This is a genomic window from Paenibacillus sp. J22P143, assembly GCF_059692035.1.
Map to the genome: position 1 here is coordinate 619,355 of NZ_JCAUAQ010000002.1, position 25,354 is coordinate 644,708.

Annotated in this window: 15 protein-coding genes and 3 pseudogenes; 13 read left to right on the top strand and 5 right to left on the bottom strand. The window is 43.5% G+C overall.

Annotated elements, in window-relative coordinates:
* Positions 1–376: 376 nt before the first annotated feature.
* The 13 genes and pseudogenes from AC58PQ_RS06390 to AC58PQ_RS06450 all read left to right on the top strand — a co-directional run bounded on the left by AC58PQ_RS06390 (position 377) and on the right by AC58PQ_RS06450 (position 19,206).
* The gene (locus AC58PQ_RS06390; RefSeq protein ID WP_497241120.1) at positions 377–4,555 is read left to right on the top strand and encodes a discoidin domain-containing protein; all 4,179 of its coding nucleotides are present in this window, start codon (positions 377–379) and stop codon (positions 4,553–4,555) included.
* 131 nt (positions 4,556–4,686) lie between these two features.
* Positions 4,687–5,850: an S-layer homology domain-containing protein gene (locus AC58PQ_RS06395; protein WP_497241121.1), complete on the top strand. Its 1,164-nt coding sequence runs from the start codon at positions 4,687–4,689 to the stop codon at positions 5,848–5,850.
* A gap of 487 nt (positions 5,851–6,337) precedes the next feature.
* Positions 6,338–6,859 (top strand): annotated as a pseudogene (gene sigK, locus AC58PQ_RS06400) (RNA polymerase sporulation sigma factor SigK); the annotation flags it as partial.
* Between the two features lie 56 nt (positions 6,860–6,915).
* Positions 6,916–7,392, top strand: a complete 477-nt coding sequence (locus AC58PQ_RS06405; protein WP_497241122.1) for an ABC transporter ATP-binding protein — start codon at positions 6,916–6,918, stop codon at positions 7,390–7,392.
* Positions 7,393–8,042: 650 nt separating this feature from the next.
* Complete coding sequence (locus tag AC58PQ_RS06410) at positions 8,043–9,860, top strand: sensor histidine kinase (RefSeq protein ID WP_497241123.1); 1,818 nt, start codon at positions 8,043–8,045, stop codon at positions 9,858–9,860.
* Positions 9,835–11,442: a response regulator transcription factor gene (locus AC58PQ_RS06415; protein WP_497241124.1), complete on the top strand. Its 1,608-nt coding sequence runs from the start codon at positions 9,835–9,837 to the stop codon at positions 11,440–11,442. Before AC58PQ_RS06410 ends, AC58PQ_RS06415 begins: the two co-directional genes overlap by 26 nt.
* Before the next feature lie 126 nt (positions 11,443–11,568).
* Entirely contained in the window at positions 11,569–12,897 is a 1,329-nt protein-coding gene (locus AC58PQ_RS06420) for an ABC transporter substrate-binding protein (RefSeq protein ID WP_497241125.1), read from the top strand.
* 63 nt (positions 12,898–12,960) lie between these two features.
* Positions 12,961–13,839 carry a carbohydrate ABC transporter permease gene (locus AC58PQ_RS06425; protein ID WP_497241126.1) on the top strand — a complete coding sequence of 293 codons (879 nt, stop codon included), beginning with the start codon at positions 12,961–12,963 and terminating at the stop codon, positions 13,837–13,839.
* On the top strand, positions 13,839–14,657 hold the full coding sequence (locus AC58PQ_RS06430; RefSeq protein ID WP_497241127.1) for a carbohydrate ABC transporter permease: 819 nt from the start codon (positions 13,839–13,841) through the stop codon (positions 14,655–14,657). Before AC58PQ_RS06425 ends, AC58PQ_RS06430 begins: the two co-directional genes overlap by 1 nt.
* Before the next feature lie 17 nt (positions 14,658–14,674).
* The gene (locus AC58PQ_RS06435) at positions 14,675–16,801 is read left to right on the top strand and encodes an alpha-galactosidase (protein WP_497241128.1); all 2,127 of its coding nucleotides are present in this window, start codon (positions 14,675–14,677) and stop codon (positions 16,799–16,801) included.
* An 89-nt stretch (positions 16,802–16,890) separates the two neighbouring features.
* Positions 16,891–17,778 (top strand): alpha/beta fold hydrolase, encoded by an 888-nt coding sequence (locus AC58PQ_RS06440; protein ID WP_497241129.1) that lies wholly within the window; start codon positions 16,891–16,893, stop codon positions 17,776–17,778.
* Positions 17,779–18,165: 387 nt separating this feature from the next.
* A pseudogene (locus tag AC58PQ_RS06445) lies at positions 18,166–18,540 on the top strand (sigma-70 family RNA polymerase sigma factor); the annotation flags it as partial.
* 1 nt (position 18,541) lies between these two features.
* Positions 18,542–19,206, top strand: a pseudogene (locus tag AC58PQ_RS06450) (ABC transporter ATP-binding protein).
* Between the two features lie 116 nt (positions 19,207–19,322).
* Here AC58PQ_RS06450 and AC58PQ_RS06455 read toward each other — a convergent pair.
* Genes AC58PQ_RS06455 through AC58PQ_RS06475 form a run of 5 tightly spaced genes read right to left on the bottom strand, consistent with a single transcriptional unit; the run spans position 19,323 to position 25,276 of the window.
* Positions 19,323–20,438 (bottom strand): Ger(x)C family spore germination protein, encoded by a 1,116-nt coding sequence (locus AC58PQ_RS06455; protein WP_497241130.1) that lies wholly within the window; start codon positions 20,436–20,438, stop codon positions 19,323–19,325.
* Positions 20,435–21,532, bottom strand: coding sequence for a GerAB/ArcD/ProY family transporter (locus AC58PQ_RS06460; protein WP_497241131.1), 1,098 nt, complete (start codon positions 21,530–21,532; stop codon positions 20,435–20,437). Before AC58PQ_RS06460 ends, AC58PQ_RS06455 begins: the two co-directional genes overlap by 4 nt.
* Positions 21,529–22,647, bottom strand: a complete 1,119-nt coding sequence (locus AC58PQ_RS06465; RefSeq protein WP_497241132.1) for a Ger(x)C family spore germination protein — start codon at positions 22,645–22,647, stop codon at positions 21,529–21,531. Before AC58PQ_RS06465 ends, AC58PQ_RS06460 begins: the two co-directional genes overlap by 4 nt.
* A complete protein-coding gene (locus AC58PQ_RS06470) occupies positions 22,644–23,744 on the bottom strand; it encodes a GerAB/ArcD/ProY family transporter (protein WP_497241133.1) in 1,101 nt (366 codons plus the stop codon). Before AC58PQ_RS06470 ends, AC58PQ_RS06465 begins: the two co-directional genes overlap by 4 nt.
* The gene (locus AC58PQ_RS06475; RefSeq protein WP_497241134.1) at positions 23,741–25,276 is read right to left on the bottom strand and encodes a spore germination protein; all 1,536 of its coding nucleotides are present in this window, start codon (positions 25,274–25,276) and stop codon (positions 23,741–23,743) included. The genes AC58PQ_RS06470 and AC58PQ_RS06475 overlap by 4 nt, the downstream gene beginning before the upstream one ends.
* Between the last annotated feature and the right edge of the window lie 78 nt (positions 25,277–25,354).

A 25,354-nucleotide genomic window follows, 5' to 3' on the forward strand; every position in this document is an offset into this window, starting at 1 on the left:
ATGGATTGGTAAAGAAATGCGGGGGGAGATCTAGTGTCTCCCCCTTTCATTTCCACGTGTTGAATATTGCTCAAACGTATAAGCCAACCCACTGAATAAATTCGTGTTTGCATGAATATAAGCGTGACATGTCGTGATCTTTAGATTTTGTAGTCAAAACAGAGTGAAAATACAGTAATAATCAAAAGTTACAGTAACAAAAATGATTTTTAAGGGGTTATACTGAACGAATTACGGCTGACTAGATAGAATGCACGAGGTGGTAGATTGAAAAATGAAAGATGAGTTCATGACTAGATCGAAATTTGCTTTATCGTCATCATCGCTTTTGGTAAACGCTTTCTACAAGAATGAATGTACATGGGGGGATTAAAGTATGCTTCAATTTAAAAAACAATTATCAGGTCTGTTAGCTACATGCCTTGTGGCCGGAAGTATCATCGTTGCGAGTCCGGGGACAATTGCAGCAGCCTCAGCTCCTGGAAACGATGAATGGGCAACGGTATCCAATTTATTGGATCAATACAAAATTGCATATAATGCGCCATCAACGATCAGTAATACAACAGACAAAACCCCAGATGGCCCGCTAATGGGGAATGGGACAGTTATGGCCTTTATGGGAGGCGATAAGAAGAATCAAAAGATTTATATTTCACGAACAGATATGTGGGAAGATAATAATGAGTCGAATAGAGATGTGCATTTTACAACCTTTGGCGGATTAAGCATCAGCAGCAGTACCACGACGTCTGGCACATTCAAATATGAGCAGGATATGAAAACGGCTGAGCTTCTGGCAACATCGGAAAGCGGATTTCAGACAAAAACTTGGTTGTCGGCAAAGGAAAATCTCATTGTAACGGAAATTTTCAATATGACCGATTCTGCCTTGAGTTTAGATGTTTCTGCTTGGACCACTCCGCCGCAAAGTTCGGTTAATACCATTTCAACCGTTAGCGCAGGAAATGATACAGCAAGCGGAATGATTTATGCAGTTAAAAATGCCAAATCCAGCCAGTATAATTGGAGCGTCAATGCGGCGGTGGCAGCGAAGGTGCTGAATAAAACTCCGGAATATGCAAGGGTAGACGACCACACATATAAAATGACATTTTCGTTGTCCGGAAAAGAAACAGTAACCGTTGTATCGGCTGTTGAAGGCGGTAAAGGCTCCTCCACCTATCTGAATGATGCGAAGAACAAAGTGTTATCCAGAAGTGATGCTGCCAGCATTGCAACAGCCGAAGAGGCTCATTTAAACTGGTGGAAGGCATTTTGGTTAAAATCTTATATTGATTTGGCGCCTCAATCCAATACATTGGAAAAGTTATATTATGGCCGATTATATCAATTAGGATGCGGCATTGCAGCGCAGAGTGAAAACAATGCCGGTCTGACTGCTCCACTGTTCCCATGGACAGGCCATGCAAATCCTGCATGGAGCGGCGATTATACCCTGAATACGGATATTCAACGTGCCATGCATGTATCCATTGGGGCAAACCGAACAGATCACATTACCAATTACAGCAATGTAATTAAGGATTTCTGGGAAGAAGGACGGAAACTGGCTTCCAATCCGGTGAAATTAAATCAGCTTATATCAGGTACGGGGCATCCTTCATTTACGACAGGGATTCGAGGCGTACTATATCCTACACATATAGGCCCATGGGGCTCTAGAACAGAAAATTTCAATGGACCAAACGACTATTTCCATTCACCTTCCAATGCTGCATCATCGTTAGTACCGCTGGTGAAATACTGGAAATATACGCAAGATGATCAATATTTAATCAATGTACTCTACCCTGAATTAAAAGATCTCGCGCAATTTTGGGAAGATTATGTAGTGTGGGATGCTCAGACAGGGAAATATGTCGTTTACGGCGCTACTTTCGAAGGTTCGAGCGGGCATAAAAATGCCATTTTAGATTTAAGTGCCGCACATTTCGTGTTTGAAAGCGCTATTGAGGCGAGTGTTGCATTGGGTGTTGATGCCGTAAATCGAGCAACATGGCAAAATATCCTGGACAAGTTAAGCCCATACCCTACAAAGACGATTAGCAGCGGACCGGGGGCGGGAAAGGTTACATTTGTAGAAGATGACGGAGCCGCTCCTAAATCCTATAACAATCCTGAAGTTATTCATGGATCCTATTTCTTCAATACCATCGGAATGTCGGATGTACAGAATAGTGAGTATGTTCGTAACTTTATCCAATATTTACAGACATGGGACAGCGACAAAGCGATGCGGGCAGCCGTGGCAGCTACAACGGTTGGATTTGATATTGAAAAAATAGTCAATAGCATCTCTTCAAATATTATTAATCCTGCTGTCAGCGATTGGACGGGGATGCGCAATAATAATACGTACGGCGATCTCGGCGCCTCGATTTATATGGGGTTTATTCATAATTCTCTATTGCAAAGTGATGAGAATTTTATCCATATTTTCCCGAATTGGTATAAGAATCAGGAAGCATCCTTCACTCGATTGCGTGCGAATGGAGCCTTCCTAGTTGACGGTAAGCAGAATAAATATGGGATTACAACCTATGCTAGCATTTTTAGTGAAAAAGGCAAAAATCTTAAAGTTTTCAATCCGTGGCAGGGTACTGACTTAGAAGTATACGAGAATGGTCATAAAATCGTAACGACAAAATCCACGAATACGTTAGGTGATATCTATAGCTTCAATACACAATCTGGTTCGACTTACGAATTAAAACCGAAAGATCCAATAATTTTTATGGATCAAAGTAACGTTAAATTAGTTGTAGGGTCTATGGTTACTCTGAAAGCAATAAATTCAATTACCAGTGCCCCAGAGGAAGTGAAATGGAACAGCAGTGATAATAGCGTTGCCGTCGTAGGTCAGAACGGGGACGTAACAGGGTTGAAAGAAGGATCTGCTACAATTAAGGCGACACTGAAGACCGGTAAACTGCTTCAAAGTTCAGTAGTTGTTAGTGACATCAATGGCAAAAACGTCGCTCTGAATAGTACAGTTACAGCAGATAGCAGCAACTCTGGCTATCCTCCATCCAAAGCTGTAGATGGTAAATACAACACATCTGGCAGTGATAAGAATATCGATGGTTGGGTTAGCGCAGGTAAGCCGAAAGGCTCTACAAACTGGTTAATGCTTGATCTAGGAGAATCTTATCCGATAAACAAATGGGTAATACGGCATGACGCGTCATCCAATTCGAATGGAAGCAGCATTACGAAGGATTTCGCTTTACAGAGCAGCACAGACGGGACCAACTGGACGAACGTCCAAGTAGTAACTGGAAATAACACGGCGATCAATAATTTTACGCTGACAGCACCGGTTACATCTAGATATTTTAGAATCTATATTACGACTCCAGATAACTACAATGGCTTTTATCCAAATACGAATGCAAGAATTCTTGAAGTAGAGTTATATGCATTTTCAAATACGCAGATCAATTTGCAGAACATTTTACCGGTAGAGGATCAATCTGTTGCATATGGCACTACCGTAGAGCAGTTAAATCTGCCGGAACAAGTTGAAACCGTGTTGGGCAATGGAGCTCACGCTAGTATTCCCGTAGAATGGGATACTTCCGGTTATGTTCCAACACCCGCAGCAACCCAGACTTTAATTGGCACACTCGTTCTTCCTCAAGGGATAAATCCGAACAACGTAGCACTGACAACGAGCGTCAGGGTGATTGTATTACCGGCACCAGCAACACCAAAGTCAACATTGACAGGTGTACAGCAGGTACTTTCTGGCGAGACCTTCACTCTAACGATGGGACTGACCGACGTTACCCAAAGTGTGTACCAACAAGTGTACGCCCAAGATTTTACATTGTCGTATGACCCTGCAAGTGTACAATTCGATTCGGTGACATCCCTGAAAGATGGGATCCAAGTCATCGATAAGAAAGAGACAGCTCCGGGACAACTCCGGATTGTGGCTGCCAGCGTGGGCGCGAATGTACCTGCCCAAGGCGATTTGCTAGCCATCCAATTTAAGGCCAAATCTGTCACACAAGCAACCAGTACGACAATTTCTATTCAGCATGTTCTGATTGCCAATGGACAGGGAAATGAGCTGCAACTCGGCGATGCTTCCCGTGAGATCCAAATCACTGTACCTGCTGTACCTGTAGATAAGTCGCTCTTGAACGCAACGATCACATGCGCTCAGGCGAAATTCGCTGCAGCAGTGGAAGGCAATAAGGACGGTCTTTATACGGTTGGCTCCAAAACGCAATTGCAGTCGGCTATCAATGCGGCTAGTGCAATAGCGAATAATTCGAACGCGACTCAGCAGCAGGTGAATAATGCGAATGCCGCATTGGAAGCAGCAGTTCAGTTGTTCGATAGCAAGCTTATAATCGCAGATATCAATGGAAATGGTATCTCAATTGGTGACTTGGCTTTAGTTGCGGGAGCTTACGGTAAAGAATCAGGTCAAGCGGGCTGGAATGAGAAAGAAGATGTCAACCATGACGGCAAGGTTGACATTGAAGATCTAGCAATCGTAGCTAGAGCGATCTTGCTATAAAACATTTTAGATAGATCGATAAAGAAATGCGGGGGAGAACTAGTGTCTCCCCTTTCATTTCCACGTGTTGCTTATGTCTCAAACGGTTAAATCAACCTAAAGTAGGTTATGCGAAATGGAGAACTTCTTCGATGATAAAAAAAATACACGCATTCAGTCTGATTGTTTTGTTAGCAATGCTTTTGCTGCCATCACTCAGTATAAACGCAACATCCGGCCCAGCATTTTTGCTTTCCATCTCGGCTGACAGCGTATCGGCAGGGGATAATTTTCAAGTGACGGTGAGTGGAAAGCAAGTAAGCGACTTGTACGCATATGAGGTCAATTTATCTTTTGATACCAGCCATTTGAAGTATATCAATGGTTCTAGTGCTAGCAGTGGATTTGCTGTGGGGCCTCTTGTTAAAGGAAACAAAATTCAAATTGCGAATACGCAAACAGGCAATATTCCAGGCAAGAACGGGGATGTGACACTAGCAAAGCTGACATTTCAAGCGGTTAGTCAAGGATCGGCCGAAATTGCACTGGACAGCTTGAAACTATTGAATTCGCAGTTAGAGTCTACTGTTGTTTCTGGCAACAGTAAGGTATTGGTTAATATTAACAAGAAGAACCCGAATGATGTGTTAAACAGCAATGTGTTTAATAGCGACATTGTTCGTATAAAAGATTTGGTTGAAGCTATCCAATCTAAGGTAGCGGAAGCCAAGACATCTAATATGAAAATTGAACTGGCTGACATTCAAGGACACTGGGCCGAAAAGACCATCGGCACGTTCGTGAAACTGGGAGTTATCGATGGGTATGAGGATGGTTCGTTCCAACCAGATGGCCAAATTACGCGTGCCGAGTTTGCGGCAATCATCGCGCGCGTTTTTGATATCAGCAGCGGCGCTAATCATTCGGTTGAACTAAACGATATCGACAATCACTGGGCTAAAGGCGTTATTGAGACACTCGCTAGCGCAGGGGTGATTGCCGGTTACGAAGACGACACCTTTAAGCCGGACCAAACGATCAGCCGTGAGGAAATGGTCGTCATTCTATCCCGTATTGTCAACTTGAGTAAACTGGATAAAGATCCTTCCAAGGGCAACTTGACAGATCTAGCAAGCGCAAGCTCCTACGCAGTGAATCAAATCAAAGAAGCGGCTGAAGCTGGTCTTGTCAGTGGCAAGAATGTTGGATTATTTGATCCGAAGGGCAACTCTACACGCTCGGAGGCACTTACGGTCATTCTAAATGCATTGAACCTTAACCCTCAGTTGAAAACACTATTGGACAGCTTGGACTAGTTTCTTGATGAGGTTTCGGGTGTCTCGGAGTTGATAAGGTATTCGGAATAGATAGAGATGTAGTAGTTGTAGGGGAGGGCATAAATGAAGTTCGATGGCTTCATATCCTATAAAAAGTTATTCCAGGGCATGTAGCTCAGTTTATGAGTTATTCTTCAGACGGCATGGTGATTGTGGATCTAGAATTCAATAATTGTCGAAGTTTATGGTATATTTGGGATGTTGCATGAATTGAGTAGGGCTTCTTGGAAAGATTTTAACGTCATAGCCTTTTGTAAGTGATGGGGATAAGGAAAGTCATTTTTCATAAGGATGTTATCTTTTCACCTATATCCAATGAGCAAGGAAAAGTGATTGCCTTTATGGGGGTTGAAAAAAAGTCAGAGATTAGAAAGATATTGTGGTTTCATATTATCCTTTATTTAATCGAGCGAAAATCCCTACTTGTGGCTCAGCCATGACTAGGGATTTTCATTAATTTACCTGGCTTGTTGTACACAACCTCAAAAAATTCGACAATACAGGAGAAGATTTAGAAGATTTGATCTCCATTGGGACGATCGGTCTGATCAAAGCCATCGAATCCTTCACCCCAAACAAAGGGACAAAGCTGGCAACTTTTGCGGCACGTTGCATTGAGAACGAGATCTTGATGCATCTGCGATCCTTGAAGAAAACACGCAAAGATGTGTCTCTGCATGATCCCATTGGAACGGACAAAGAGGGGAATGAAATTACGCTCATCGACATCCTCGGCAGCGAGGCGGATGATGTGATGGATGCTGTGCAGTTGAAGATCGAGAAGAGTAAGATCTATCGGAATCTTGAGATTTTGGACGACCGGGAGAAGGAAGTTGTAGTTGGTCGGTTTGGGTTGGAGCTTGGTGGCGAAGAACGGACGCAGCGGGAGATTGCGAAGGAGTTGGGAATTAGCCGCTCCTATGTGTCGCGGATTGAGAAGCGGGCGCTCATGAAGCTGTATCATGAATTTTATAAGGCGAAGCGGTAAGTGGAATTGAATCGCAGACTTCATTCGTTTGGCAGCAGATAATGGGGGCGAAGACAATGACAGCCTTAATCCAGATTGAACATGTCAGCAAATTCTACTATATGGGCGGAGAGACGATCAGAGCGCTAGATGACATTTCACTAGACATCGTACAAGGCGAGTTTGTCGCTATTATGGGGCCGTCAGGATCAGGAAAGTCCACGTTGATGAATATTATCGGATGTTTGGATGTGTCGGACGAAGGCCAGTATGTCCTGGATGGGAAGCGGATTCACGCCATGAAGGACTCGCAGCTGTCTGGCGGACAGCAGCAACGCGTTGCTATAGCACGAACATTGGCTGGAGATCCACCGATTATCTTGGCGGATGAGCCTACGGGAGCATTGGACTCGAAGACAGGTATGGAGATTATGGATATATTTAGGCGGTTGAATGAGCAGGGAAAGACGATTATTGTGATTACGCATGACTGGCAGGTTGCGGAGCAGGCGAAGCGGATTGTACGGTTTCGGGATGGTCGGTTAGTTCATTAGATTAGGAGAATTTCGTCTGCCTTTCCCAACTAACGGATAGCAAATCCCTCATTGGCTGTAAATGGCCTGTGGGGGATTTTTTTGTTTTTAGTTCCTGCATAGCGAAAACACATTTGGTACAAAATTAATAATACGAACATGAGTTTGGTTTCTGCTTGCACCCAATCGAATGAATAATTATGCATTCCAAATTAGGAGGTAAGGGGTTATGGCTTTGAAATTAAACTCTGTAGTTCTAAATGAAATGAACAAACAGCTAAGAAGAATTGAAGTTTGAGGAGGAGAAGACTACCGCACCAATGTGATATGAGGCGGCAACAAGTTTCCGCAAAGATGCTACTGCCATTTTGGAGAAAAACAAATATTAAATGAAACAGGTACCCAACGATGGGTACCTATTTAGCGTTGATCATGCATCCTAGTCTCGGAGTAGCCTTTCAAAAATTTGAACATTAAGAATACAAAATGTTGAATTGTAAGAAGTGGGATTGATGATACAATGTGGTATAATCGATCCTATTATAAAATATAGGAATTTTATGTTTCATATAATAATTTGGCTATATTTCTCCATAAACACTGTGATACGTCCTATGAGGACGGCGTAGCCGTTTATTTTGAATGGACTAACAGGGGGAAGTTGGGATGGCATGATCAGGTGGCTATTGATAAATAGGAGCATTCGTACAAAGATTGTCTGGAGCAGTGTCTTGATCTCCTTGATCCCGATGCTGGTACTTTCGATGATCTTTTACCAGTCGAGCGCCCGTTCCTTGGAAAATTCGATGTTCCGAAGTTCGGACCAGAATGCGGAGTATTTATCAGGATATCTGGATCAATATTTTAGCAACATTTCGTCGTCAGCTCTGCAAATATACGGTTTCGAACGCATCCTTAATCTGATGGAGCATGGGGCTAATTATAATGATGCTGACATTATTTTGCTCAGAGAGTCGATTAAAAATTATGATTTGCTGATTCAAAATAAAAACAAAGACATTATTAAGATCATGATCTTCGGCAAGGACAATAAGCTGGAGGATTCGTGGTCCAGAGCAGCTAGCTATGAGTCGGTCAAAGTGGATCAGAGCATTCCTCATTTCAAGGAGATGCTTGATTTGCCATTCCAACAGACACTTATGTTTACATATAAAGATGTCGCTTTACAGCAGGACTTTTTCGTCTATTCCATACCTATTTATGACCCTTTCTATCGAACGAAGTTCGGATCGCTTGTTTTTTATATCCAAAGTAAGGAATTGGCGAAAATGATTGAAGCGAACAATCACCCTCCGAATGTCATTGTGCTGCAGAATTCGAACGGTGAACCATTTTATAAGACGAATGAAAACTATGCCGATATTGTGCCCAAATACGAAAAACCTGAAATCAACTGGCAAAACGATCCGAAGTCTATCCAATTGCACAAAAAGAATGATCTATTTGTTGGTACGTCACGACTTAATTATGGCAATATTGCACTTTCCATCGTGTATCCGAATCCAGAGCTGGCACAGAACCGTAGAAACATTTTGATTACAACGGTTGGGGCGTTCATTTTCGTGATGTTAAGCATAGCACTCCTGTCGATTCTCGCACAGCATTACATTACCCGCCCCATCAAGCTCCTCGGAAAGGCGATGAAAGCTGTTCGCCAAGGCAATTTTCATGTTAGTTTACAACAAAATGCCAATTATCGTGATGATATCTCGGAACTGACACGGAATTTCAATTTCATGACAGATAAAATCCGGGAGTTAATTGAATCCAAGTATGAAATGCAGCTTCGCAATAAAGAAGCACAAATTCTTGCACTGCAAATGCAGATCAATCCTCATTTTCTATACAACACGCTGCAGACGATCGGCGGGAAAGCCGTACTTATTGGGGATTATGAGATTCACGAGATGTGCCGCGCTTTAGGTGACATGTTCCGTTACAGCTTTTATGAGGGAAATGTCGAGTCCACGATTGGTCAGGAGCTCGCACATGTGAATAATTATTTATATATCCAGCAGCTCCGTTTCGAGGAAACGCTGCAGATCGAGTTTGATGTTTCCGCTGAGCTGATGGACTGCGCCATTATCCGTTTCGTCATGCAGCCGATTATTGAGAATGTGATCGTTCACGCGTTCAGTAAGCGAGATGATGAGCAGCATCTTCGTATTGGCGTTAGCGTTCTGCAGGAACATGACTCTGTTGTGCTGACGGTTCAAGATAACGGACCTGGCATCGAAACGGAGAAGCTGATTGCGCTGCAGTCGTCGTTCGAGCACAAGCCGTCCGACGTGTTTTATGGCGTATCTATAGGGCTCAAGAATGTGCATGAACGAGTAAGACTGGTTTATGGATCCCCATTTGGCTTGGATATCGAGAGTGAGATGGGCATTGGAACGACGATTCGCATACGAATTCCTTATAATCATAATGGGGGTGACAGCTTTGTACAAAGTTATGGTCGTGGATGACGAATTGTTAGGGAGAAAGTCCGTTTGTAAAATGATTAGTGAGCTTGCTCTGGATGTAGAAGTCATTGCAGAAGCGCGACATGGCGAAGAAGCACTGGAGCTCATGCGAATTAGCAAGCCTCATATCATTGTGACGGACATGAATATGCCGGTCATGAACGGACAACAATTTCTCGAAGCCTTGTACACCAACTACGCCGAAATTAAAGTTATCGTGATCAGCGGCTACTCCCAATTTGAATATATGAAAGCTGCGGTGACTTATCAGGCTTGCGAGTATGTGTTAAAGCCGATATCCATGTTTGATTTGAAAAGTGCGCTAGTGAAAGCCATGGAAGCAAGCCATAACCATTTGACGCTGCAGCAGCAAAAAAAATTTACCCAAGACATGTGGCAGCTCCGCAGAGAAGTGTTCCTTGGGCATGTAACGAGCCGCAGGATCACGAATGTGGCCGATATTCAGGCGCAAGCGGAAGAACTAACGATTTCCAGCGCCAAAGGAAGTTACCGGTTGACGGTATGCATGTTTCGCCAATTTCATGCCATTTCGACAAAGAAATTTCATGGGAATGCTGATTTGTTGATGTATAGTATTGAAAATATATTGGCTGAAGTGCTCTACTCAGCTAGACATGACGTTGTTCCACTCATCTACAAATCAGATGACAGGATGAGTCTATGTCTTTATTTCCCTGAGTCCGCTTACGATGAGTCACAGATCCGACAACTGCTCGTTTCCTTCCACAACGCGATTCACCAGATGCTGCAGCTAGTCGTAGTAGCTGGGTTAAGCAACGTGTTCAATAGGCTGGAACGACTGCCAGATGCTTTCGATACCGCCTATGAGCAGATGAGAAATAACGAACTTCACACAACGAGTTTCTCGTTGAGTTCTCCGCATCCGTCCACTGGAATGGCAGCAGCTTCGCCAGAGTTGTTAACGGTTTTTGAGTTGAAAACGATACAGCAAGCGTTTGCCGCAGGCAATGGAACCGAGAGTCGCGAGTTGCTGCGAAATTTCTTGCACAAAGCGGAAAAAAAGAGTGGACTCTCCATCCGTGAGGGTCAGCGGGCGCTCAAAAAGCTTACGGAGACAGCCGCCGCTGAGATGAAAGAATTGGCGCTTGCCTATCCGCAGCTATTCGATGTTCGTTCAATTACGGCTGTAGTAGATCACTGCCAGTTCAGACACTTCCTAGCGGAATTCACCGAAGCAATTGAGGAATATCATGCGAGCAAGGGGATGACTCCATCCGTTCACTCTATTCACGAGATTGCTTCTTTTTTGGATGCGCACTATTTTGAAGACATCAGCCTGATTGATATAGCCACACGTTTTCACCTCGACCCGAGTTACTTGAGTAAACAATTTAAGTCAGTGACCTCGGAGAACTTCATCGAGTATGTGACGCGTAAACGGATGGAAAAAGCATGCGAGCTGCTTAACTTGTCCGAGTATAAAATTAATGAGATCTCCGAGCTTGTTGGCTATGAGAATCAACGATATTTTAGCCAAGTGTTTAAAAAATTCACGGGAATGACGCCTTCCGAGTATCGAGATCGGCATGCGTCAAAATCCTAAACACCAAAATTTTGAACATCCAAACAACAATTTATTTTATTACGATTCCTTCTCTCAAAGCGTAAGATAGGATTCAGAACGAGGGATTAATGTTCTAAGCCGAAAACGAGGAAGAGGGGTAAAGATATGAAAAAGTTTACTAGTGTAGGTCTTTCCGCAACGATGGCGGCCCTTTTATTATCTGCTTGTGGCAGCAACAACGATACAGCAAGTACAGCAACGCCCGCTGCGAGCAGCGATAGCAAACCAGCGGCTACTGCAACGGCAAAAGTAGAGAAGCCGGTTACGATTTCCTTCATGCATTTCAAAAGTGATGTCACAGACGGTGTGGCCAAAATCGTCGAGCAGTTTGAAAAGCAAAACCCAAACATCAAGGTCGAGGTACAGCCTGTTAAATATGATGATTACTATACCCTGTTGAAAACAAAAATGGCTAGCGGTGACATCGTGGACGTGTTTACGTTAAATGCGGGCAGCCAAACGAAGCTGTTGCATGATGGCGGTTATCTCGAAGATCTGACGGGTAAAGATTTCATGTTCAACTTCGATCCAGGCGTGTTGAAAGCGCAAGCAACAGACGGTAAAAACTATATCATGCCCGTTAATGCCACGCCGATTGCTGTTTTCTATAACAAAAAAATATTCAGTGATCTAGGGATCCAGGTTCCAAGAACGTATGATGCGATGATCACAGCTGCCAAAAAGATAAAAGATGCGGGCAAAACGCCTTTCGCCCTAGGGTGGAAAGACAACTGGACACTAGGCATGTGGTTGAGCCGAGACCTGCCAAGTAACACAGCGCTTGTGGAGAAACAAGCGGACTTTTTCTCCAAAGTGGAAAAGGGTACTGCGAAGTTTGCTGACAACCCTGCCTCCAAAACAGTTATCGCACATGCGCAAGATTTGTTTGACCTCGGTAACAAGGATCAGCTTGGTGTCGATTACAATGGTATCGTTGACCTCTTCTCCAAAGGCGATGTCGGTATGATGTACATGGGTACTTGGCCACTAGCGGATATTCAAAAGAAAAATCCAGATTTGTATAACACAGGCATGGGTTACTTCCCGTATCCATTCAGCAATGACGAAAGCTTGAATAAGCTTGAATTTAACCCTGATGCCTCACTCGCAGTGAACAGTAAATCAGCGAATAAAGAGGCAGCGTTGAAATTCCTTGCTTTCATGGCCAGCAAAGAGGGCGGAGATGCCTGGGTGAAAAATATTAACTCGCTCAGCTTTGTCAAAGGTGCTTCAACGGACATCGCACCAGCGGTTAATGATCTTAAGCCGTATTTCGATAAAGGACTTACGTACGACTCACAATCCTTTATTACGACGACAATCGATTGGAACTCTCAATTTACGCAATACGTTCAGAAAGTGTTCTTCAAGAAAGCAACACCTGATCAAATCATTAAGGATCTGGATGACTGGGTTGCCAAAAATCACAAATAACGACAGCGTTTATAACGGCATAGGCAACTGCCTATGCCGTTATTCATCAGAAAGGGATAACCTATGGGAAATATAAAAAGAATGATCCGTGGTGAGTTCTGGTATGTGCTGTTCCTTATTCCGGGTATTCTGTTATTTACGTTGGCAGTCCTTATCCCATTTACGATGGGAGCTCGCTATTCTTTCACGAGTTGGGACGGTGTTTCACGCAAGCTGACGTATATTGGATTTGAAAATTACGTGCATGCTTTTCAAGATACGGACGTATGGGCCGCACTTGGAAATACGTTTAAATATGCCATTGTTCTAATGATACTTGTCAATGTTCTATCTCTTCTGCTGGCACTACTTCTGGATTCTTATTTGAAATTTAAAAATTTGTTTCGGACGATTTTTTTTCTACCGAGCATTCTCTCTATCGTCTTATCCGGCTTTATTTGGAAATATAATTTCAGCACAGGCTTTCCCAAGCTGCTGAATATGTTTGGGCTAGATGTGACAAGCCCGCTTGGCAATCCCGATCATGCGTTGTTCGGGTTGATTCTAGTAGCCTTGTGGCAAGGCGTTGGCGCACCCATGATTATCTATATCGCTGGATTGCAGGGCATTCCGAGTGAACTCGTAGAGAGTGCCAAAATGGATGGAGCTGGAGCCGGCCGAGCATTTTGGCATGTGACATTACCATTGCTTGCACCATCGATTACGATTAATCTGCTACTCGTGCTGACGGGTTCGCTCAAAGTGTTTGATCTCGTTTGGGTAACAACCCAAGGAGGACCTGGCTTTGCGACAGAGGTTATTACAACGTTTATCTATAAAACAGCTTTCAGCTCATTTAAAGCAGGCTATGGTACGGCGTTATCGATGATATTCTTTGTCATTCTGGTCATTGTGACCATTATCCAATTATCCATTTTCAGAAGACGGGAAGTGGAGATGTAATGAGAATAACACGTATCAGCACATTCGTTGCAGTTGCAGTTCTAGCTGTCTTATTCGTTTTTCCGATGTATGTCGCATTGCTCATGTCGCTCAAAACAGCCAAGCAAACCTTTGACTCCTTCTATTCGTTGCCGATGAGCTTTAACTTTGACAATTATACGCATGCGTGGAACACATCCAAATATCCCGCTGCGCTGATTAACAGCTTAATTGTAACGGTCATCTCGGTCGCGCTGATTATTTTCGCTTCTGCACTGTCTGGTTATGCGATTGCACGCAGGAATAAACCGTTTTATAACTTCATATTCATCTTGTTCCTCTCGGGCATGATGGTCCCTTTTCAAGTCATTATGCTGCCGTTATACCAAATCGGAAAATCATTTCACCTCGTGAATTCGCATTGGGGACTGGCGTTGATTTACGGTGGTTTCGGTGTACAAATGGGCGTTCTCTTCTACACTGGTTTTGTGAAAGGCATTTCGCGTGAAATCGAAGAGGCGGCAAGGATTGACGGCTGTTCTACACCAGGGATTTTCATTCGTGTTGTGATGCCTTTGTTGAAGCCAGTTACGGCGACAGTGCTCGTACTTAATGCGCTGTACATTTGGAATGACTTCCTACTTCCGCTGCTCTATTTGCAGGACAAAAATTATCGTACAATCCCGCTGCAACAGTACTTCTTCTTCGGTCAATACAGCAGCGACTTGAATCTTGCTTTCGCCTATGCGGTTATGGGTATGATTCCGATCATCATCTTTTTCTTGTTCATGCAGAGATTCATCATTAAAGGAATTGCCGCTGGAGCGATCAAGGGATAGAAAATGGGGGGAGAGCTGTGCCTATAACGTATTTAGAAAAAGAAAAGATCTTCGAAATTCGCACCGACAAATCTTCGTATGTGTTCGGGATCAATGAGAAAGGCACGATTCAGCACTTATATTGGGGATCTCATGTTGAGGCTTCGGAATGTGGGTATTTGCTGACAAGCAGGCTGCATAGCTCCTTCGATGCCGAAATCGACCGGGAGACGGAAGAATATGGAGGCTGGGGTGGCTGCAATTATGCCGAACCGGCGCTGAAAATTTCGTTTTCTGATGGTGTGAGGGACTTGAAGCTGAGGTACGAAGGGTACCAAATCGAAGGTGACAATGAGGTCATTCTTCGGTTGGTGGATGTGTATTACCCAATAAGCGTTGAAGTTCATTATAAAGCGATTCCTCAATACGATCTGATTGAACGTTATGTGCAGATACACAATCGGCTAGCAGAGTCGGTTCGCATGGAGCAGGTCATGGCGGCTGTCTGGACGGTACAGGCTCTGTCTAATTACCGAATGACGCATGTGACAGGTCGCTGGGCTGGTGAGTACCAACTAAGATCCACAGTTTTATCCGAGGGAAAAAAGGTGTTTGAATCGCGCAGAGGCTTCACCGGTCCACATGCCAATCCTTGGTTTGCAATGGACAACGGGAAAGCGGACGAAGTATCCGGTAATGTGTGGTTCGGCGCGCTTGGCTGGAGCGGAAACTGGAAAATCGTTGCGGAGAAGACGACGTTCGGACATGTGCGAATCGTCGGAGGTGTGAATGATTTTGATAGCTCTTTCGTGCTGGCGCCTGGGGATGTATATGCTTCGCCTGTATTCGTCGGCGGATTCACGTCGGGCGGATTCGGTCAGATGAGCCGCAACCTGCATCAATACGAAAAGGATTACGTGCTACCGACAAGCAATCTGCGCAAAGTGCTGTACAATTCCTGGGAGGCAACCGAATTCGCCGTAACTGTGGAAGGGCAGAAGGAACTGGCAGGGCAGGCTGCTCGCCTGGGCGTAGAGCGATTCGTCGTGGACGATGGCTGGTTTGGTCAGCGCCATAGTGACAGAGCAGGTCTAGGCGACTGGTATGTCAATGCGGAGAAGTTCCCCAATGGCCTAGAAGAGCTGATCGAGCACGTAAAGGGACTGGGGATGGAGTTTGGGCTATGGGTAGAGCCTGAGTCGGTCAATCCAGACAGTGACTTGTATCGATCGCATCCGGAATGGGTGTATCACTTTCCAACGCGCGAAGGTACACAGCTGCGCAATCAGTTGCTCTTGAATTTGGGGCTGCCTGAAGTGAAGCAATTTGTCCTTGATTTCATGACGAGCTTACTGACGAAATATGATATTCGTCTTATCAAATGGGATATGAACCGGACCGTGACAGAGCCAGGCGTTTCGGCTTCTGCGCAGGAGTCAGGGGCCTCCATGTGGATCAAGCATGTGGATCACCTTTACGCCATATGGGCTGAGCTTCGCGAACGGTTCCCCCATGTGGAATTCGAGACTTGCGCAGGCGGCGGCGCAAGAATTGATCTTGGCATTTTACGATATGCAGATCAAGCATGGATTAGTGATAACACCGATGCGCGGGATCGGTTAGCGATTCAAGAGGGATTCTCGTACGCCTACAGCCCAGCTGTCATGATGTGTTGGGTGACGGAGTCCCCGCATGGCATTAACGGTAGGAGCCTCCCTTTATCGTACCGATTCCACAGTGCGATGATGGGCGGTTTGGGCATAGGGGCGAATATCAGTAAATGGTCGGTCGAGGAAATAGAAGAAGCGAAGCGCTATGTGGAGCTGTACAAAGAGATCCGGCCGATGATCATGAACGGCAGCCTATATCGGCTATCCTCGTTGAGGGTTGCGAATTTGGCGGCTTATCAGTATCTAAGTGCAGATGAACGTGAGGCTGTTGTGTTTGTGTTTTTGCAATCCCAGCATTTTGGCTCTGTAGTTCGGAATTTGCGGCTGCAGGGGCTTGAGACCCAGGCGTCCTATGAGGTACAGATTGACGATGGAGATGCCCTCGTTCGTCATGGCTCGACCCTTAAGAACCTCGGCGTTCCGTTGACTCTGCGAGGGGATTATCAAAGTATGATGATACGAGTGAAGAGGATGAAAGAGAGAACGGTTGTGTGACTTTTTTCCGTCGGATCGAGTGTGGGAACCTCTCAAACGCAGTGGGCATAAGCTGATAATATATGTCGATTTGAGAGGATGTCTTGTAAATGTTTCCTTATCTCCAAGAAATTCATCAATTCCCCTATCCCGATTATAGGTTTATGCCACGCGGTTATTATAACTCCCCTTATTCTGAAGGATGGTGGCTCTGGAGCAATGTTGCCCTTGAATCGGACGAGAAATACCGTTTACCCGCATCGCAATGTCTTACCTTCGTGCTTGTGCATGGCTCCTGGGCTGACGCTCACTTCTGGGACGGCGTAGCGGCGGTGCTGCGCAGTAAAGGGCATGCCGTCCATACGCCGGAATACGCAGGTCACGGCAATGATCTGAACAAAAATGTCACGCATGCGATGATCACGAAGTCCGTTGTCGACTTTATTACGAAACTGAACCTGCGCAACATCGTACTCGTCGGGCACAGCTTCGGAGGATCAGTCATCCAGAAGGTTGCTGAACAGGTACCGGACCGCATCAAGCGCCTCGTCTTCTGGGACGCGTTCGTACTGAAAGACGGCGAATCTGTTGCCGACGAGTTACCGCATCAAACGAAACAAGGTTTCGAGCAACTCAGAGCCGGCTCGAAGGATGATACGATCATGCTTCCGTTTCCACTGTTTCGGGATTTGTTCGTCAATACGGCTACATTGGAGGAAGCCAGACGGATGTATGCAGGCGTCACTCCGGAACCGGCTAGACCGCTTTTCGAGAAGCTGGATCTTAAAGCGTTCTATGAGTTGCCTATACCGAAAAGTTATGTATATTTTCTCCAAGACAATGCATTGCCACAAGGAGAGGGTTTCGGCTGGAATCCGCACATGTCCACACGGCTCGGCCAGTTCCGCCTTATCGTCGGTGACGGTGACCACTTTACGGATACTCGCACAAGGCCGGACATGGTGGCGCAGAAGTTTTACGAGGCGGGGCGGGACTGATCAGGAACCAAATTCTGAGGATAATTATAGCGCGCAAACGTCATGATATCAGCATTAATAATTGATTATTAGGAGATTGAACTATCGGTGAACGATAGTCGAGGAGTTGCTTATCAGCAGCTCTTTTTTTGGGTTTGCTGGGATATTGAGCAGGAGGTTGTTATAGCGGTGGTTTGGGTACAAGTACGGCAGTTGTCTTAGCTCTTTTCATTCTTTTGGTTATTATCACCAGTGCTTTTGTATGAAAATTCGTAATAAGAGAATGCTTGTCTGAATACACAATGAGCTTCAAGAAGAAGATCGATTCCAAGGGATCGGTCTTCTTCTCTGTTATAGGGCATTTATGCTAATCCTTAATCTATGATTAGGGGAGCACGATTTACGTTGCTTCGTGTACACAACCTCAAAAAATTCGACAATACAGGAGAAGATTTAGAAGATTTGATCTCCATTGGGACGATCGGTCTGATCAAAGCCATCGAATCCTTCTCCCCAAACAAAGGGACAAAGCTGGCAACATTTGCGGCGCGTTGCATTGAGAACGAGATCTTGATGCATCTGCGATCCTTGAAGAAAACACGCAAAGATGTGTCTCTGCATGATCCCATTGGAACGGACAAAGAGGGGAATGAAATTACGCTCATCGATATGCTCGGCAGCGAGGCGGACGATGTGGTGGGTGCGGTGCAGTTGGAAATTTTAGATGACCGCGAGAAGGAAGTTGTTGTCGGTCGGTTTGGTTTGGAGCTTGGCGGCGAAGACAATGACAGCCTTAATCCAGATTGAGCATGTTAGTAAATTTTACTATATGGGCGGCGAAACGATTCGGGCATTGAATGACATAACGTTAGAGATTGTGCAAGGCGAGTTTGTCGCTATTATGGGGCCATCGGGCTCTGGGAAATCCACATTGATGAACATTATCGGATTTTTGGATGTTTTGGATGAAGGGTTATATGTGCTCGATGGGAAGCAGATTCATTCGCTGAAGGATTCACAACTAGCTGAGATTCGGAATCGGAAAATCGGGTTTGTTTTTCAAAACTTTAACCTGCTGCCGAGATTAAGTGCCTAAGAGAATGTGGAGTTACCGCTGATTTATCGAGGCTTGTCGAGGAAACAGCGGGAGCCCGGGAGCCGCTGGTTCTACAAGCGTTGGAAGCGGTTGATTTACTGGATCGCAGGAAGCATTTTCCTTCAGAGCTTTCTGGTGGGCAGCAGCATCGCGTTGCGATTGCTCGGACGTTGGCAGGCGATCCATCGATTATATTGGCGGATGAGCCTACAGGAGCATTGGATTCGAAGACAGGCGTGGAGACTATGGATATTTTCAGAAGGCTTAATGAGCAGGGTAGGACGATTATTGTGATTACGCATGACCGGCAGGTTGCGGAGCAGGCGAAGCGGGTTGTTAGGTTCAGAGATTGAAAAGAGCTTGGGCTGAATTCGACTGCCTTTCCCCAATAAACGTGTTCCACCATGAACGCTGCCACAGATCAATTCCGTCTTTGGAGTTGTTCTGAAATATTAACATTTCTCACTTACTATTCAGAAACCCCAATACTTTTGATGATCACTTTAGGTGAAACATTTACGGTTGCTTCAGATAGCGCTTTTACCCAGTTATCCTCTATCTTCTTCCAGTCTTTATAATGATGTGCGCGTACGTGAACGCCAAACTGAAAGGGATCAACTTGATGCTTTTGAGCTTTCTTGATTAAAGCTTCACATTCTTTTTTTAACTCTTTTTCAATGACTTGTTCTAGCTGTTTTTTCTCCTCCTCTAAGTCTAAGGTAAACGTGCGCTCCGTCAAATCGATCTGAACCTTCATCTCAATATCGATTGTAAGATCGGCACCTTCGAATTTTTCCTTCAACTTAGTCTTTGCCTTGTTAATATTGAAACTAACATAGGACAATTTTTCATTCGTATCGAACATTTCAGGAGGTAAGTGAAATGTTAACGGTATGTTAGTTTTCGTATCGAGCTGCAATAATAGGAGCAGAGAACTTTCTTGATAATTCAAAGAAGTGGCATAGGTGCCGTCTTTGTGTAAAAGAGCAGTGCCTGTAATAACGAGATCATTATTCTCTGGTTTCATCTCAGTTAACGTAGGCGTCATTCCTTTATCCTTCATTTGTTGATGAAAATCCTGCAGTGTCGTTTGCACTGTAATCCGGCCCTTATAGGAGCTTTCTACCAGTTCTTTGATCACAGTGGCGATTCGGCCTTTATCACCCATGTTCGTATACATCACATCTTTCATTGTTCCATTGATCATAATGATTTTCCCACTAATCTCATCTCGGGGATTACGGAAGAAAACATCCAAATAGGGATATGCATTTCTTTGCTGCAACAGTTTTTTCCCTAAAAGCACATTCTGCGATCTTCCGTATGCAAGGCTGCCGCTTGTCTTACTATCAATTAGCCATACTGATTCCTCCACTGTATTAGCTATTGTGGATGTGATTTTATATTTATCAGTGGCTTCTTTGTTGAAGACAGGAGTTGACGTGAACACGACTAACTTATTATTCTCATCAAAATCATAAGCCTCAGTGAGAACGAACTGTTGGTTTTCTAAATAAACGGTATTACCGCACCCCGAAACAAACAACAATGCCAATGTTAAAAAAACATAATTGAATCTCTTCATTGTTTCACTTCCTTTCTAAGATGAAAAATCCATCCGTAGATCCAGAGGAAAATTGGGAACACATAAACACTATAAAAACCTGCCATCGCCCACGAATTGGCCATTTGAGTTATTTGAGAAGAAGTAGGGATAAAAAAGAATGACGATAGGATCCATAGGATTATGAGTATACGCAAACAATTTCGATGATCCTGTTTGCCTAATAATTGACTTGTTCCTAATGCGGCCACGTAGAGGCAAGGAATAATCGTCATAAATATCATAACCAAATAAACGGACAAACATATGATCTCCAGCCGTTCCACAAAAGGCAAATGGATCATCTTCAATAAGTTGAGCACGGGATAAACGTAATCTGTGACCTCAGTTCTAGAGAATTTAACAAAACAGACGATTGTAGTCGTTAAATAGATAATCATCGATAATGAATTTGCAATAACCATTCCCTTGGAGGCTGATTTCTTTTCCTTTAGAAAAGGATAAAGGATGAAAGCCAGTTCAAATCCAATAAAAGAAAATATGGTGTATTTAACGGATGACAGAATGGGAACCAATCCTCCTTTTCCAATCGGTAGAAGGTTCATCCATTGCGTATCCTTTAACGTAAATAACAACAAGAAAGGCATCCACAAAGTGACAATAAAAACAAGCTCAGCAAAGATTCCGATCACTCTGATTCCCTGCTTGGCAATCATATAGATGGGAATGGTAAACAAGATCATTAAAGTGGAGTTCCGTATATCATGAATGACCCATATTTTTATGATATGAATCGCTGATAACATGACTGTACTTGCTGCATATGCATTGAACAGAATCCATACTGCTGCTAAACCTTTACCCACCCACTTGCCAAAGTATTTAGATAAAAGTTCGAATAACGTATACTCAGGATTTTTCTCCATAATTCGGATGATGATTAAGCTTACCAGCATAGACAAAATCCACCCCAAAATAATGGATATCCATCCGTCGGTACCGGCCGTTTCAGCTAAATCGCGGGGAAGGGATAGCATACCGACCCCGACTTGGCATTCAAATATAAGAAGAATGTATTGTTTCAATGAGATTTGATTCATCGCGTATTTGTTCATTCGGAAACTCCGATATTTTTGATGACAACTTTAGGAGAAACATTTACGGTTGCTTCAGATAAAGCATTTCCCCAGTGATCCTCTACCTTCATCCAATTTTTGTAATCGTGTGCCGACACATAAATCCCAAAACCAAAGGGATCGATTTGATGCTTCTGAGCTTTCTTAATTAAAGCCTCGCATTGTTTTTTCAGCTCCTGTTCAATGGCTTGTCCCAACATTTTGCTCTTATTCTCCATGTCTAAGGTAAACATGCGTTCCGTTAAATCGATCATAACCTTCATCTGGATTTCGATTGTAAGCTGGCTTTCATCGAATTTTGCCTTAAAGTTAACCTTTACTTTTTTAACATAGAAACTCACATAAGAGATTTCTTCATCCGTATGAAACATCTCAGGAGGAAGATGAAACGTAAGCGGTATGGGATTGTTTGTAACGCCCTGCAACAATAGCAAGAGAGAACTTTCTGGGATATTTAAAGAAGTAGCGTAGGTACCATCTTTATGTAAAAGAGCGGTCCCTGAAATAACAAGATCATTCTTCTCTACTTTCATTTCAGATATGCTTGGCGTTATTCGACTATCCATCATTTGTTGATGGAATTTCTGCAGTGTAGTTATCACTGAAATCCTTCCCATATATGTGCTTTCTACCAATTGTTTGATCACACTGCCCATTGGCCCTTTATCGCTCATATTTGTATGCATCACATCTATCACGGACCCATCAATCACAATCATATTAGCGTTAATTTCGTTTTTAGGATCGCGAAAGAAGACATCCAAGTAGGGTAATACATTGGTTTGCTGCATCACTTTTTTGCCTATAAGAATACTTTGCAATTTTCCAGCCGCAATATTACCATTTAGTTTCGACTCGAGTTTTTTCTTCGATTCACGCAGCGTATCTGCTGTTGTCGTTGTGATTCTATTTTTATTCTTAGCTTCACTACTGAAGACAGGACTAGATGAATAAACGACCAACTTTTTCTCGTCATTAAAATCTATTCCCTCAGTAAGAAGAAACCGTTGATTCTCTATATAAATTGCCTTACCGCAACCAGTAATAAATAATAAAGCTGCCCCTGTTAAGAAAACGCCATGCCATTTCTTCATAGTTTCTGTTCCTTTCTAACCCGATGAAACAGCCATCCGTAGATCCATAGGAAAATGGGAAACACATAAGCGAAATAAGAACCTGCCATCATCCACAATTTACCCATTTGATTAACTTGTGAAGAAGAAGGGAGGAAAAAGAATGACGATAGGAACCATAGGCACATGAAAATTCGTAATATATTTCGATGATCCTGCTTGCCGCATAATTGACTTACGCCCAGCACAGCTGTATACAGGTAGGGAATGATCGTCATAAATAATATAAACAAATAAATGGAAAGATAGATGATTTCCAACCGTTCTAAGAACGGAAATTGGATGAGCTTCAGTAAGTTAAGGGTGGGATAGGTGTAATCTTTGATCTCATCTGGGGAAAACCTAACAAAGCTGATTACGGTCACTATTAAAAAAACAAACAGGGATAAAGAGTTTGCAATAATAATTCCTTTGGACGCGGATTTCTTGTCCTTTAGAAACGGATATAGAATGAAAGCAAGTTCAAACCCAAGGAAAGAAAGGATGGTTGATTTTACGGTAACCAGAATGGGAAACAAGCCTTCTTTACCGATTGGAAGAAGGAAAAGCCAGTGGGCATCTTTTAATTCATACAACAACAAGAAAGGCATCCAGAAAGAAATAAGATAAACGAACTCAGCAAAGAGTCCGATTCCCCTTATTCCTTGCTTGGTAACCATATAGATGGGAATGATAAACAGAATCATCAAGATAAAGTTCCTCATATTCGGAAAAATCCATAGCTGTATGATATAGATCGTTGAAAACATGACCACGCTTGCTGCAAATGCCGCGTACAGTATCCAAACAACATATAAACTTTTACCTACCCATCTACCAAAGTATTTAGATAGAAGCTCGAATAACGTTTTTTTGGGGTTTTTCTCCATAATTTTTATAATGACTAAGCTAAGAAGAATTGCTACAATCCAACCCAACAAAAGTGATATCCATCCATCGGTACCGCCAGCTTTCGCTATATCGCGGGGAAGGGAAAGTACACCGATCCCCACTTGGGTTGTATAGATAATAAAGATATACTGTTTCAACGAAATTTGATTAAACGAATATTTATTCATGGTTGATCTTCACCTTCTCTGTTTGCACCCTGTCTGATAAGTTGAGTTGGATCGGCCGAGACTGGGCGTTTTTTCATTTTCCACATAGGGAGTCGAACCCATACGTCTTTCCAATCAGACAGTCGGATAGGAGCAATCGGACTTCCATAGGATATGCCAAATGATTCCATCGAAATAAGGTGAGCCCCAATAATCATCAATCCAATCACAATGCCTACCATACCGAACACAGCGGCCAGAAGCATCATTGGAAAGCGAAGCATCCGCAGCGAGGAGGACATATCATAATCAGGGATAATAAAAGAGGAAATAGCCGTGATGGCAACGATAATTACCATTATATTACTTACAATTCCCGCTTGAACCGCCGCCTGACCGATGACAATACCCCCTACAACACCTATCGTTTGTCCAATAGGACCCGGAAGACGTAAACCTGCTTCCCTTAGCATCTCTAGGGATAGCTCCATTAGAAGTGCCTCTATAATCGGAGGGAAAGGTACTTTTGCTCTGGACTCCCCAATCGATACCAATAAATCCAAAGGGAGTACTTCATAATGAAACGAAACAATGGCTATATATACGGCAGATAAAGAGATTGTCGTAATTAAGGCTAAATAGCGTAATAAACGTAGAAAAGAGGCTATGACCCATCGATTGCTATAATCATCAACACTTTGAAAGAACGACGAGAAGGTTACAGGTGCCACGATTACACTGGGGGAGTGGTCGACAACGACTGCTATTCGTCCTTGTAACATGTGGGCTGCGGCAGAATCCGGGCGTTCCGTCATAATTAACTGTGGAAACAGGCTTATCGGATGATCTTCAATAAACTCCGCTAATTCTCCCGTATTCAAAATGGCGTCCACATTTATTTGTAATAGTCGGTCCTCCATTTCTTTCACGAGATTAGGTTGTACAACATCTTCGAGATACATCATAGACACTCTCGTATTTCCCCGAGATCCGACGTTGTATTCTTTTATTTTCAGTTCGCGATTAGGAAGATAGCGTCTGATTAAGGCAATATTTTGCCCCGATGTCTCGACAAACCCTTGATGTGACCCCTTTAGCGTGGATTCGATTTGCGGCTCTTTAATCGCTCTTTGAGGCCAGCCTTGTGTATGTAAAATAAGTGAACGCGTCTGCCCTTCAATAAGTAGGATGCTTTTACCTTGAAAAATCGCGCTTTCAATATCTGACCATAAGGTGGTAATTTCAGTTTTTGCAATTGAAATGGAAGAGTTCCAAATATCATTAATCGAATTGATTTCATACATAAGCGGGTATAAGACGTTATTATTAATCGCTGATTTATCAATGAGCCCTTCCAAATAAACAAGAATGGCCTTGTCCGCTGTTTTTAATTGAAACTGACGTGTAACAAGATCTGGAGCAAACGTAAAAAAAGCTTGCAGGGTAACTAGGTCATTTTCAAGGACTCCTGAAATCGATTGATTAGAAGGAACGGATGATTTCTTTCTGAGATCAGATTTTATTCCTTTTAACCATCTCCGGATCATCACCATCCTTGCACCACCATTCCTATAATCCATGTAGACAAAATTTTCCCACATTTAGGCAAAATTATTCAGGATCAACAATCA